At 59.7% G+C, this 13,097-nt stretch carries 13 protein-coding genes; 2 read left to right on the forward strand and 11 right to left on the reverse strand.

Annotation, left to right across the window (positions count from 1 at the left end):
• The 3 genes from M0D69_RS41660 to M0D69_RS41670 all read right to left on the reverse strand — a co-directional run.
• Nucleotides 1–1,609 (reverse strand): IS1634 family transposase (locus M0D69_RS41660; RefSeq protein ID WP_301787628.1); only part of this gene is annotated, 1,609 nt, incomplete at its 3' end.
• Nucleotides 1,610–1,967: 358 nt separating this feature from the next.
• Complete coding sequence (locus M0D69_RS41665) at nucleotides 1,968–3,083, reverse strand: succinylglutamate desuccinylase/aspartoacylase family protein (RefSeq protein ID WP_301787629.1); 1,116 nt, start codon at nucleotides 3,081–3,083, stop codon at nucleotides 1,968–1,970.
• A 282-nt stretch (nucleotides 3,084–3,365) separates the two neighbouring features.
• Entirely contained in the window at nucleotides 3,366–4,157 is a 792-nt protein-coding gene (locus M0D69_RS41670) for an ABC transporter substrate-binding protein (protein WP_301787630.1), read from the reverse strand.
• A 532-nt stretch (nucleotides 4,158–4,689) separates the two neighbouring features.
• On the opposite strand from M0D69_RS41670, the gene M0D69_RS41675 reads away from it, so the two are divergent.
• Nucleotides 4,690–6,276: a methyl-accepting chemotaxis protein gene (locus tag M0D69_RS41675; protein WP_301787631.1), complete on the forward strand. Its 1,587-nt coding sequence runs from the start codon at nucleotides 4,690–4,692 to the stop codon at nucleotides 6,274–6,276.
• Between the two features lie 10 nt (nucleotides 6,277–6,286).
• On the opposite strand, the gene M0D69_RS41680 is transcribed toward M0D69_RS41675, so the two are convergent.
• The 8 genes from M0D69_RS41680 to M0D69_RS41715 all read right to left on the reverse strand — a co-directional run bounded on the left by M0D69_RS41680 (nucleotide 6,287) and on the right by M0D69_RS41715 (nucleotide 11,881).
• Entirely contained in the window at nucleotides 6,287–7,306 is a 1,020-nt protein-coding gene (locus M0D69_RS41680) for a GlxA family transcriptional regulator (protein WP_301787632.1), read from the reverse strand.
• 230 nt (nucleotides 7,307–7,536) lie between these two features.
• Nucleotides 7,537–8,286 carry a CbtA family protein gene (locus tag M0D69_RS41685; RefSeq protein WP_301787633.1) on the reverse strand — a complete coding sequence of 250 codons (750 nt, stop codon included), beginning with the start codon at nucleotides 8,284–8,286 and terminating at the stop codon, nucleotides 7,537–7,539.
• Between the two features lie 13 nt (nucleotides 8,287–8,299).
• Nucleotides 8,300–8,509 (reverse strand): CbtB domain-containing protein, encoded by a 210-nt coding sequence (locus M0D69_RS41690; protein WP_031357179.1) that lies wholly within the window; start codon nucleotides 8,507–8,509, stop codon nucleotides 8,300–8,302.
• A 62-nt stretch (nucleotides 8,510–8,571) separates the two neighbouring features.
• Complete coding sequence (locus M0D69_RS41695) at nucleotides 8,572–8,916, reverse strand: nitrile hydratase accessory protein (protein WP_301787634.1); 345 nt, start codon at nucleotides 8,914–8,916, stop codon at nucleotides 8,572–8,574.
• A gap of 2 nt (nucleotides 8,917–8,918) precedes the next feature.
• Nucleotides 8,919–9,560, reverse strand: coding sequence for a nitrile hydratase subunit alpha (gene nthA / locus M0D69_RS41700; RefSeq protein WP_301787635.1), 642 nt, complete (start codon nucleotides 9,558–9,560; stop codon nucleotides 8,919–8,921).
• A 21-nt stretch (nucleotides 9,561–9,581) separates the two neighbouring features.
• Nucleotides 9,582–10,325, reverse strand: coding sequence for a nitrile hydratase subunit beta (nthB, locus tag M0D69_RS41705; RefSeq protein WP_301787636.1), 744 nt, complete (start codon nucleotides 10,323–10,325; stop codon nucleotides 9,582–9,584).
• Between the two features lie 35 nt (nucleotides 10,326–10,360).
• Nucleotides 10,361–10,864, reverse strand: a complete 504-nt coding sequence (locus M0D69_RS41710) for a DUF1097 domain-containing protein (RefSeq protein ID WP_047845864.1) — start codon at nucleotides 10,862–10,864, stop codon at nucleotides 10,361–10,363.
• A 24-nt stretch (nucleotides 10,865–10,888) separates the two neighbouring features.
• Nucleotides 10,889–11,881, reverse strand: coding sequence for a GTP-binding protein (locus tag M0D69_RS41715; RefSeq protein WP_301787637.1), 993 nt, complete (start codon nucleotides 11,879–11,881; stop codon nucleotides 10,889–10,891).
• 385 nt (nucleotides 11,882–12,266) lie between these two features.
• Here M0D69_RS41715 and M0D69_RS41720 point away from each other — a divergent pair, with 385 nt between their 5' ends.
• Nucleotides 12,267–12,887 carry a LysE family translocator gene (locus M0D69_RS41720; protein ID WP_301787638.1) on the forward strand — a complete coding sequence of 207 codons (621 nt, stop codon included), beginning with the start codon at nucleotides 12,267–12,269 and terminating at the stop codon, nucleotides 12,885–12,887.
• Nucleotides 12,888–13,097: the final 210 nt, after the last annotated feature.

A 13,097-nucleotide genomic window follows, 5' to 3' on the forward strand; every position in this document is an offset into this window, starting at 1 on the left:
CGAGGTCTTGCAGCAGCGTATGCAGGCTATGCACCGGCAGGTCATCGTCGCTACGGTGGCGCGCGGCTTTGGCTTTGGCCCCCTCGGAGCGCGGCGTCGGCATCTCCGGATTGGCGCGCTGATCACGCCGCGTTGCCAGGTCCTCATCGTCATGAAGCAGAGGCTTGAGCGCTTCGCGCAGGTGCCACTCGACATAGTAGGCCAGCATGCACAGAAACACGTGGGCACGCACACGCGACTCGCTGAAGTGATAGATCGGACGCACGTGCAGATCGACAGTCTTCATCGAGCGGAAGGCACGCTCGACCTGCGCCAGGCTCTTGTAGGCCAGGACCGTCTGGGCGTCGGAGAGCCGTTCACTCGGCACGTTAGTCCGCAGGACATAGAGCCCATCGAGCGCGGCCTCGGCATCGATCTGTTGCTGCTTGCGGGTGAACGTAAAGCTCGTCTCAGTGATCTCCAGCTCGAAGTGCTTGGCCATGCGGTAGCGCTCGATCACGCGACCCACCCGCAAGCCAATCTTGTCCTGGCCATGCAGGCGATTGCGGGCGCGCGCGGTGGCCTGCGCAATCGCGGCCAGTTCCGCTTCGGTGGCCGCCAGCAGCTCGGCGCGCTTTCTGGCACGCTCCTCGGCCAACGCCGGATTGCGGCAGACCACTAGCCGCTCGCCTGGATAGCGCGCGCTGTCGAGTGCGATCAGGCCGCGCTCGTCGAACAGCGAGGGTTGCCAGGGGCCTCGTTCTTCGAGTAACTCGGCAATCTGTGGCGAGCGCAGCGCGGTGATCCAGCTCATGCCCGCCGGGCGCAGCACCTGATCGATTCGCGCGCTAGTGATCATGCCTCGGTCCCCCACCCACACCACCTGTGACAGGCCAAAGCGCTGCTTGAGCTTGTCGATCTGCGCGGCCAACGTGGCAGGATCGGCGGTGTTGCCGGCAAACACTTCGACTGCCACCGGACAGCCGTCGGCGGCGCACAGCAAGCCGAACACGATCTGCGGGTCATCGCGTTTGCCGTCGCGCGAGTAGCCGTAGTGGGCGAGCGCGCAGTGCCGGCCGGTGACCCACGTCGAGGTGAGGTCATAGAGCACCAGCACGCCGTCGCTCAGATGCTTGGCTGCCAGGCTACGCTCGATGCGCGGCTGCGCCTCGCCGAGCCAGTCCAGCGCGGCGTAGAGTCGCTCGGCCTCGAACGCGTCGAGTCCCAGCACCTGCGACAGCGAATGGGTTGCACACTCCGGCTGCAAGCTGCGCCAGGTAGCGAGCTTAGAGCCCGGCTCCAACACGCGCGCCACCACCAGAGCCAGCACCAGCGAGCGCACCGGGGCAGGTGCCGAGTCAAGCAGCCTGGCCAGGCCGCAGCGCCGTGCGATACCCAACACAGCGGCCACATGACCATGCGGCAGCGACCGCTCGATGCTCATCAGCGCCTGAGTTGATTCAACGGCGACACCGCCCTTGAGCAGAATGCGCAAGTGCTCGATGAGTTGCGGATCCCAGTGAGACAGATTGGCGAGAGTGCGTTTGACGACCTTGCCGCCCTCACGATAGCCCTCACGCAGGAGGATCGCGGGCGGGGAGTTCCGGTTCGGGACGGTCTCGATATACATGGGTTAAATAATAGACAATGAACCCATAAAATCAAGATGCAATATCGCTAAAGATCTCCAATTTACATGGGAACATTTAAAACACAAAAAATGGCGCAAATGGGCGCCACTTCTTGCTCAGCAGTGTTTTAGGTGTTCAAACTTCGGGCTAGCGACACTAACTTGCTGATGGTTGGGAGGCGTTTTCTTTGTTTCTGTTTCTTTTTCGCCGTTGTTGGAAAAAGAAATGAAGTGCCGCCACGCACAAGAAATCAGCTAACTCACGCAGACCACTAACGCCGAAAGCACCAACCCGGCATCCCCCCGACCACTACCCCCAAAACCCCCCCAACCAGAACCCCGAGTGCGAACGAAAAACCTATGCCGATAACAACGACCCCGTCCTATAAGCCGTCGCGCTGGCAATCCTCGCCACCTCCATCCCCGCCGTAGTAAACCGCGCAATCTGCCGCGCATACAGTACCCCGGAAGTCGTGCAATGCAACGACGTGACGCTATCGGTCAAAGGATCCACAACATCGGCTATTGCGTCGCCGGCTTTCACCATCGCCCCCACCTTCGTGCGAAACACCAGCACGCCGCTCACAGGCGCCACGATCGGCTCCGCGCCGGCAAGCGGCGTCGCCGGATAAGACAACTCAGGCATGGCAGGCGCGGACGCGTCGATCACCCCGCGATGGATCAGGTAATTGACGATCCCCTGCGCGTCGGTATCGGCGAATTCATACGATACGTCATGCTGGCTGCGCAACTCCACCGTCACCGAAATGCCGCCGTTCGGCACCGGAAAACGATCGCCGAACTTCGCGCGCAAATCGGACCAGCAAAAGCTGTGAATCTCGTCGAAGGGATTGCCCACCGAATTCAGCGCCAGCAGCGACGCCTTCGAATCCAGATAACGCGCAAGCGGCTCCACTTCGTCCCAGATGTCTGGGTTGGTGTAGATGTGCAGCGCCGCATCGAGATCGCAATGCAGGTCGAGCACGACGTCAGCGTCATAAGAGAGCTTCTGCAATGCAAGCCGCTGCGACTCAAGCTCGGTTTGCGGCTTTTGCTCGTCCAGCGCCTCACGCATCGCGTTGCGCACAGCAAGCTTGTTTGCGTCGCTATCTCCAGACAACCGGCCTTCTATGCGCGGCGCGATCAGTGCAGCGAGGTCGTGGAAATTGCGGTTGAAGTTGTGGCCGCTGTTCAGTTCGAAGCGCCCGAGCAACGTGCCGTGCATGTTCTGATTGAGCCCGATCGGGTTCGATACGGGCACGATCACCACTTCGCCGCGCAGCTTGCCTGCCGTTTCAAATTCGGCCAGACGCCGACGCAGCCGCCATGCGACCAGCATGCCAGGCAGTTCGTCGGCATGCAGCGACGACTGGATATAGATCTTTTCCCCCCCGCCGGGGCCATAGTGAAAACTCAGGATATTGCGCATAGTGCCGATAGACGGCGAAATCAGGGTGTGCGTTTTGGTTTGCATGATTTTCGGTGCACGGCGCGCTAGAAAGGCGTCGCGCTTGGGAAAAGTTTCGGCGTGTTCAGGAGAGCGGGGCGGAGCGTTCGCGACGGCCGCCAGGTTTGCTACGGACTTTTGATACCTGCGCCGCCGCCTGCCCCAGACCGTCGATCTTAGCTGAAAACGGCTGTTTTGCCGCGCCAGGCGCAAAGCACCCCCCAAAACAAAACGGGCTCCGCGTTTGTCGCGGAGCCCGTTTTTCAAGCTAAGGCCGGAACACGTTCCAGTCTTAGGCTCAGCTGCTGCTTAACCACCATACACGTCGAAGTTGAAGTACTTCTTTTCGAGCTTCTTGTAGGTGCCGTCCTTGATGATCGAGGCAATCGCCTTGTCGATCTGTGCCTTCAGGTCGGTGTCTTCCTTGCGCAGGCCAATACCAGCACCGTTGCCGAGGATCTTCTCGTCGACCAGGTCCTTGCCCACGAAGTCGTAACCCGCACCGCGCGGCGTCTTGAGGAAGCCAACGTCAGCCTGCACCGCATCTTGCAGCGCTGCATCCAGGCGACCAGCCGTCAAATCGGCATAGACGCCGTCCTGGTTCTGGTACGGCGTGACCGTCACACCCTTCGACGCCCAGTAGGTCTTGGCGTAGGTTTCCTGAATCGTGCCTTGTTCAACGCCAACCGTCTTGCCCTTCAGTCCGTCGGCCGTCGGCAGGATGCCGCTGCCCTTCTTGGCGATCAGGCGCGTAGGCGTGTTGAACAGCTTGCTCGAAAACGCAATCTGTTCCGCGCGCTGCGGCGTCATGGACATCGACGACAGCACGCCGTCGAATTTCTTCGCCTTCAAGGCCGGAATCATGCCGTCGAAATCGTTTTCCACCCAAACGCACTTGGCATGCAGGCGTGCGCAGATTTCATTGCCGAGATCGATGTCGAAGCCGATCAGCTTGCCATCCGGACCTTTCGATTCGAACGGGGCGTAGCTGGCGTCGACACCGAAACGGATGGTCGAGTAATCCTTCGCATTGGCGGTGACGGAGGTGATCGATGTGACGGCGAGCAAGGAAATCGTCAAAGCCGCGAGCAGTTTTTTCACTGTTTTTACTCCATAGGTGGTCAGTACATCCCGGATAGGTCGGTACCCAGGTTCGTCCGGAGCGAGGCCCCTCGCGCCAGACAGCTTGCATTCCGCGGATTGTGTCCGCAATAGAACCGCAGCAGGTTACCAAGCCAAAAAAATAAGGGAGTTGGTGAAAGTCCTAATATCTAATCTCGTGAGCCTTGTGCCGCATGGGGTTTCGGCTCGTGCGAGCAATTAAATGAAATTTTGTGCGAGGTGAAGTAAGGCCGATGTGGAGTCTTGTCATGAAGCACATGGTGCGGGAGGCGGGGAGTTCTGGTCATCGATGGCAGCGGATGGAATAAACCCGGCGTTGCAGATGTTCAGGTCGAGTGATGCTTCATCGCGTGCTTTGCCGCCTTGAACAGCGCTCTCAAGTTTTCCGGGCAATGCCCGTAAACCCGTCGACAAGCCGGTTTTTCGATGCCATGTCGCACGCTTGCCCGGCCATAACCCATCGGCAATGTTCCACAGAGCAGTCGCCGAAGATCAAAACGAGAACAACTTTATGACTATCGTTCGACGGCTGGTGATGACGCTCGGGATGGCGTTACTGGCGCTGGCTTTTGTGGGAGGCTACGGACTCTTTCAGCTAAACGGGTCTTTTCAGCGCATCGAGGGCCTTGAGACTCACACGATCCCCGGCCTGAAATCGATCTCCATGACGCTCGACGATGTCGCCGACATGCGACTGAACGTGTACCGCTATGTGGTGGATGGAATCGACGACGCAAGCCGCAGCGCGATCGAAAAGGAAATAAGCGATGCGGATAAACGCTTCGATAACCACGTCGCCGACTATCAATCGCGCGGTGTGTCCGATCCGACCGATCAAAAGATGCTGGATGCCGACCGGGCGCACATTGCTGCGTATCGCGCCGCGCGCTCGAGTTTCTTCGAAAAGATCCGGGCAGGCGACAAGGACGGCGCGCTCGCCATGCTGCACGACGACGGCGCGGTGCATGCGGCGGCGGTCGCGCTGAACAGCGGCTTGCATGGCCATCTCAACCACAACATCGAACGCGGCGAGGCGGTGCGTAACGAAAACACATCGGCTTATAAGACGGCCTTCGGCCTGATGCTGGCCATCGTGGTGGGCGCGTTGTTGTTGACGGGTGTATTCGGGAGCCAGCTTTACCGGTTGATCAGTCGTGGGCTCGGCCGCCTGCAGGAGACGCTGCAGAGAATCAGCACATCACTGGATTTGTCGCAGCAGACGCGTGTCGATCGCATGGATGAGATCGGTCATACCGCCGTCGCGCTGAACAGCTTGCTCAAGCGCATGGCAGGGGTCGTGGCGGAGGTCAGGGTATCGAGCGATGCGGTTGGTGTTGCATCGAAGCAGATCGCGGCCGGCAACATCGATCTGTCCGCGCGCACCGAGCAGCAGGCCGCCTCTTTACAGGAAACGGCGGCAAGCCTCGGCGAGTTGACGGCCACGGTTCAAGGGAACGCGGACAACGCCAAGCAAGCGAGCGCGCTGGCGGTGAGCACAACCCATATCTCGGACGAAGGCAATCAGGCCGTCGAGCGGATGGTCGGCACGATGAGCGAGATCGCGTCGAGCTCCGCGAGGATCGCCGAGATCACCACGCTGATAGAAGGCATCGCGTTCCAGACCAATATTCTCGCGCTGAACGCGGCCGTCGAGGCAGCGAGGGCCGGCGAGCAAGGACGCGGTTTTGCCGTGGTGGCATCGGAAGTGCGCAGCCTGGCGCAGCGTTCGTCGGTGGCGGCGAAGGAGATCAAGGATCTGATCGAGCGCTCCGTGGCCACGATTCAATCGGGTTCACGTCAAGCCGAGGAGGTAGGGCGCACGACCGCGGAGGTGCAGCGCGCGATCAAGCGGGTGGCGGAGATTGTCGGTGAGATCGCTGCGGCATCCGACGAACAAGGGCATGGGATCGAGCAGGTGAATCAGGCTATCGGCCAGATCGATGAAGTCACGCAGCAGAACGCGGCGCTTGTTGAAGAGGCGGCTGCCGCGGCGCAGTCGCTCGATGAGCAGGCGATCCGATTGAGCGGGACCGTGTCGGTGTTCACGGTCAAGGCGGGATCGTCGGCGGCTTCAGCGAACGAGCGGATGTTTGCGTGAATCCGTAGAATCAAACTTTTTCCGTGGCCTTGGTCCGCTTGAGAGCGGTTCCCGGATTGGACATATCGTTCGAACGGAACCGCTGCCGGTATTCCATCGGGCTGATATGAAGGCGCCTGCTAAAGGTCCGCCTGAGCGTGTCGGCACTTTCAAATCCGCATCGACGCGCAATGGTTGAAACGGCGTGGTCGGTGCTTTCCAGATATCGCCGGGCGGCGTCTATTCGCGCGTCATTCAGAAAGGCGATCAGACTGACACCGCATTCCTTGCTAAAGACACGGGACAGGTTGCGCGAGCTCATGTTCAGCCGCTGAGCAAGCGATGCCATGGTGTGAGGCAGATGCAGGTTATCGAGCAGGTATTGCCGAACTGGCTGGATCTGCGAGTCGGCGGCAGCTTGCATTTCCAGAAGCGGACTGAATTGCGATTGCCCGCCCGCTCGCCGGACATACACGATCAGATACTTCGCCACGTCCAGCGCCATCTTCTTGCCAAAGTCTTCCTCGATCATGACAAGCGCGAGGTCGATGCCGGCGGTCACGCCGGCGGTCGTATAAAGACCGCCGTCCTTTACATAGATCTGATCCGGTTCGACCTTCGCTTTAGGAAACATGGCGGCGAGTCTTGCCGCATCCATCCAGTGCGTGGTCACGGTCTTGTGATCGATCATGCCGGCCGAGCCAAAGGCGAACACGCCGTTGCAGATGGCGGCAATACGACGGCTGATGCGGCGCTGCTTTACCAGCCATTCGCTGAGGGTGGAGTCTTCCAGGACTTCGAAAATCCCGAGACCGCCCGGGATGATCACCGTATCGAATTCCGGGCACGGATCGAAGATTGTCCGGTCCGGCACGACCGTCAAACCGCTGGACGACAACACGGACCCGCGAGTCGTGCCGACGGTCAGCATTTCGTATTCACACTGCCCCTGGCTGAGGATGCGGACCTCGGCGAACGCATCCTTCGGCCCGGCGATATCGAGCAACTGGAAACCGGGAAACAACACCATCGCGACGGTGACCTTGCGCATATGCGGATCCGATGAATTTGGCTTCGGGCAGGCGGAGCTTGACACCGCAGCGGCCTCCGTTCACACGATGGAACTACGCCGAAAGATAGGTCGGCCCAGGGCCGGCGCCAAGAACAATTATTCTAAGGTGGCATAATTTCAATGACCAGCAGGACGTAGCGCGATTTGATGGATGAGGGCGGCGGTGCACTTGGAATGCGCCGTACCACGCGTTGTTTTTGACAAGGCGCTTAGACTGCCTTATGAAAGGACGACACGTTCGCCATTCGCGAGCCGGCACGCAGGCTACGTTCCGCAAGGTTGCCGAATAGCAGGCCCAGCGTGGTCCACATGATCGCCTGCATGCCGATAGCCGCCACGCGGAACTTCCAGAGCAGCACGGCGGGAAATGCGGCTGGCACCTCGTTGATCGCGGGCATGCTGATCTGCACAGCAGCAATGATCACGACAAATACCGCACCGCCGACAATTGATGCATTCCATGATCCGACCCGCACAACGGCGGCCCGGCGAAGCTTCAGCGAAAACACCATCGTGGCTAACGAAATCACGATCATCAAAAAGAACAGGCCGGTGCGGTACCCGATGGTCTCAGGGTCTCCGACCGACGGTGGATTCGATGGATACTTAAGGTTGGGCACGATCACTAAAGCGACGAATCCCGCGATGGCAAGCCAGGCCGACAAGGCATTCGCACTGACCTTTCCGACCCGGCCGACCGTAGCCGCGAAGGTCAACGCGAACAGGCCACCGATGGCCGCGCTGTAAGCCATGACACCCGTTAGCAAGCCGAGGCCCGCCTGCGTGTGACGGCTGACGAGTTCCGGCTCGGGCGCCTCGCCTTTTGCCGCATCCGCTTTTGTCTCGAACGAGATCGCTTGGTCGACTTGAGGCTCGCCGACTATTTTCGCGAAACCGAAGCTAAGCAGCCCGGCCGCGATTCCCGCGAGCATGCCGCGCACCAATAATTTGCCGACCATGGGATTCTCCGGATCAGTGGCAAGGGAAGCCGAGCAGATGCCGGCCGTCGTGTACGAATTCATGCACATACATGCCAGGAATCAGCGATGTCGCGCCTTCTTCGGCACCCACGAAATAGATCGCGAGCAGCATTAGCAAGCCACCGAAAATCGCCCACGGCATGAGCTCGCGAACGGGAAGCGGTAATGGCATGACGGTTGAATCGAGAACAGCGTCGGTCATCATGAGGATCTCCAAAGGGCGTTGGCCCAGACATATGAACTTTGAGAAAAATACGGCCCGGCTTAAGCGTTGGCGGTGGCGAACGCCGTATCGATAGCCGCTATTTCTGCCGCCGACAGTACGCCGGCCTCGATCAGGGTTTTCTTGAGCGCGAGGAAAAAGCGTTCGTAATAGTCCCAGCGCGGTTGTCCCGCGCAATAACCGTCCTCCCATTCGGCAATCGATTCGATCAGGTTCTGCCGGAACGCTTCCCACTCGAAATAACCGGCCTTCGACAACGACAGCGCAACGCCAAAGACTTCGCGTTCCCACGGTTTATCGATTAGAAATTTGCCTTGCAGGCGCGGCGGCGAATCAGGTTGGCCGAGCATGCTGGATGCGGCGTACTCCTCGAAACGAGTGAACATGGTTAGCCCGCGGCAAGTGAAGTCGACGAGGGCGAGGGCACCAGAGCAACGCCCATCATCGACTCGGGGGTGACGAGTGCGGCCAGTTCTCCTTCGCTCATGCCGTCCGTTCCCGTGGGACGTTCCGGCACGACGAACCAGCGTATCTGCGCGCTGCTGTCCCACACCTTGACCTCGGTATCCGCCGCAACTGGCACGCCGAATTCGCGCAGCACCGCACGCGGTTCACGCACGCCACGCGCGCGGAACACGGGGTCCTTGTACCAGTACGGCGGCAGGCCAAGTACCGGCCACGGATAACACGAGCACAGCGTGCAGATGATCAGGTTATGCACGCCATCGCCGTTTGCGACCGCGGCCATGTGTTCGCCCTCCGCGCCATCCATGCCCTGCGGCAAGTCCATTGTTGCGATAGCTTTGGGCGTGTCTTCGATCAGAAGCTGCTTGAACGCGGGATCGACCCACGCACGCGCGACGATACGCGCGCCGTTGAACGGCCCCGCCACGGTTTCGAAATGGCCGAGCACGGTATCGACTGAGTCGCTGCCAAGTACGCCCTTCTCGATCAGCAGCGCTTCCAGCGCGCGTACTTTTGCGGCGCTGGCCGCTTCCCGTTCGTCGTCGTATTTGAATAGTTCGCTCATGGTCTTGGTTCCTGGCATGGATCAGTTGGGTGCAAGCAGATAGGCATCGAAGAGATCGGCGTAGATGGTCGTATTGGGCTCGCTCTTCTCCTTGCCCCAGATGTCGGCAGCATCGAACGCCACGCGATACACGGGCATGGCATGGCCAATACCATCAGGTCCTGTCGAAACGAAATACGAAAACGCACCGGGATAAACGAGGTCCACCGTGCCGGGTTTGTTGCGCAGATACCCAGGCAATCGCGTGTGATCGACGGCGTCGGGGTCACCCACGCGCACTTGCGCGCCCTTGGAAAAACGCGGCTCCTGTGTGAACGCGTGAAAACCGGAATCTCCCTTGACAAGGTAAGCGTTGATCTGCGCGGTAATCGCCGGATTAGGCTTGTCCGGAAGCGCCGCCTGTGGATCGGCACGGTAATGGCGGGTCTTTTCGTCGAGTTCCTCAGCCGACACATAACCTTCGTCGATAAAAAACTGCGAGATGCCCATCAACCATTTTTCGTAATAGCGGTACTTGAAATACTCGAACGGCTGCATGCCTTCAGCACCGGTGCGTAACGACGCCCAGGTCCACGTATTCCTGAATGTGGTGGGCAGGTCGGCGACTGGATAACGCGGCAATGCGTCGGCCAGATGCGTGCTCTCGGCCATCATCACCGTATGGATGCCGAAGATGCGTTTCTCCCACGGCTCGACGAACACTTGCGTGTCCACATTCACCGGACCGAGGTTTTCCAGTCCGCCTAAGCTGTGCTGTAGTTTCATTCGATGTTCCCGGACGAAATAAAATGGGTTGATGCTCAGTTAAGCTGCGGTTCGGGTTTGCGGGTCAGTGCGTCGCCGAGTACTTCGGACACGATGCCGAACAGCGCTCCCGTGATCAGCGCCGCCGCTGCAACGAGTGCAGGATTGTGAATGCCGACCGTCGTGATGGCGTGGCCGGTCGCGACCGTGGTCCCGACTGTCGACGCAAAACCCCACACGACCGCAGGCAGCACGTTCAGCAATTTGAGTTTCGACGCCTGCACCATTGCCGCGCTGCCGATACCGACACAAATCGCAGCGATGGCCGGTGTCTCCGACGAACTCGCGATGGCAAGCAGCGACAGCGACGCAATGACGAGACCCGTGAGGTTCGACGCGACGCTTTGCACGAACCCGGCCGAGCCGCCGCCGACCACGAAGAACGATGCCCAAGCGATGAATGTCACCCAGACGGGGACGGGAAACAGGGTGGCGGTGATGTACGTATCGACGACGGCCAATACACCGATGCTGACCGTAAAGGCTTCAGACTTTTTCATTGCAGGCTCCTTGAGGGTGGGAATTCAGGGCTGATGCAGGCAATCGAGGAACGCTTCACGCAGGCGCGGCATGTCAAGGTCGCGACCGATAAATACGAACTTGCTGTCACGCGTTTCATCGGTGCGCCACACGCGTCCCGGACGCGCTTCGAGCAGCATGTGGACACTGTGAAAATGGAATTGCCGCGGCTCGGACTGGAAGTGCAGTACGCCTTTCATCCGCATGAGCTGTGGGCCGCGCTGCTGCACGAGCTGATTGATCCATCGATTGAACCGGTCGGGATCGAGGGCGCCGCTTTCGACTAACGCACACGATTGAATCGACGAATCGTGTTCGTGATCGTGGGCGTTTTCATCGAGCAGATCGGGCTCGATCTCGAGTAGCGCGGGCAACGAAAAACGTCGCACGCCAACCAGCGAATCGACCGCGACACGCGAATGGCTGGCGGTGGTGATGGCCGCCGTCGGGTTCAGTGCGCGCACCTGCTGCTCAAGTTGGTCCAGTGCGTGGCCATCGACGAGATCTACTTTGTTGATGACGACGATGTCGGCGAAAGCGACCTGCTCGCGCACGATTTCGTCCTGGAGTTGCTGAGCGAAATGATGTGCATCGACCACGGTGACAACCGACTCCAGTTCGACCGCTTCACGCAGATCGGGATCGGCGAGGAAGGTTTGCAACACCGGCGCTGGATCGGCGAGTCCCGACGTTTCCATGATCAGGCGATCGATCTTTGCGTGCGTGTTTCCTTGAGTTCGCGTCAATAGTTCCTTGATGCTGGCCACCAGATCCGCGCGCACCGTGCAGCACACACAGCCGTTGTTGATTTCGATCAGCGCTTGTTCCTCGGCGACGATCAACTGACCGTCGATGCCGACTTCGCCGAACTCGTTCACAACAACGCCGATGCGCCCGGCCGTGTTGTGCTGCATCAGGTGATTGACCAGCGTGGTCTTTCCGGCGCCTAGAAAGCCGGAAATCACGGTCACGGGAATCTTGCGGCGGGGTTGGTGCATGGTTGATCTCGACGGAGGCCTGAAGGATGTTGGCCTTGTAAAGAGCGAGTACCAGGCCCGGTTTTGCCAGGCGGCTTTAGCGAAACGTGCTCTGTCTCGATTGCCCCGGTCTGATGTCCGGATCGGTACAAGAGGTTGATAACGGACAAAATACGGGTGTGGCCGGCTTGAGACCGAAGGCGGAGAAATGGTGCATTGACGGGCATCGATGCCCACGCGCGGTGCGCAATGCGCCTTGATTAGAGAATCAGGTTTGAGCCAAGCCGCGCCGCAAAACAAGCGACCATTCAATGCGCAGGGTTAACTATCGCCGGAACAGCTGTCGGCGATAATGCGTAAAACGACCGCGGCTTTCGCGCGTCTATCTATGAAAGAGGAGCGGCGCGTGATCGATTCATCCGCGGTTTTAGCTGTTTTTTCGGTCTACATTGCCGGCGTGGTTATTCCCGGGCCGAACTTCGTCGCTGTGGCGCACAAGGCGGTCTCGTCGACACGCACCGAGGCTCTGGCGGTCGTTGCGGGCATTGTCCTGGTCAGCTTGTTCTGGGCGACTTGCGCCATCCTTGGCGTGGGCATCGTGTTCGCCGCATTCCCGTGGATGGCGCTAGTCGTGAAGATTGCCGGCGCGGCCTATCTCATGTGGTTTGGCTTCCGCCTGATCATGAAGGCGCGGGCCAGCGAGTCGGGCATGGCGCAGGCAGGCGTGTCCGGTGGATTGTGCAAGGCATTCGTGCAAGGCTTTGCGACGAACATCACGAACCCGAAGTCGGTAGCGTTTTTTGCCGCTATCTTCGCTTCGGCCACACCGGCGCATATGTCGCCGGTCACGTTCGCGGCCATGCTCGCCATGGTCGCCGTCGTCGCGACCACGTGGTACGGGTTCGTCGCACTCGTGTTGTCGCACGGCGGGATTGCGTCGGCCTATCGAGGATACCGGGCCTGGATTGATCGCGTATGCGGCGGTTTGATCGTGGCGTTGGGGATTCGCCAGCTACTCACGCGTTGATTGAACTTGGCGAAAGTTCACGGATGTCGCTGAGGCCTTCCGCTTAGAAGCTGTTGCGAAATTGACCAGGTGGGTTTCGCTCGCGCTCGGGGTTTGGGCGGGGTTCGGAGCGTAGCGTAGCGGTCAGGGTCGATGCCGGGTTGGTGCTTTCGGCGTTAGTGGTCTGCGTGAGTTAGCTGTATTTTTTATCACTATTAGCCACTGTGCGTG

This window comes from Caballeronia sp. SEWSISQ10-4 2 (assembly GCF_030464885.1).
In the GTDB taxonomy this organism is placed as follows: Bacteria; Pseudomonadota; Gammaproteobacteria; order Burkholderiales; family Burkholderiaceae; genus Caballeronia.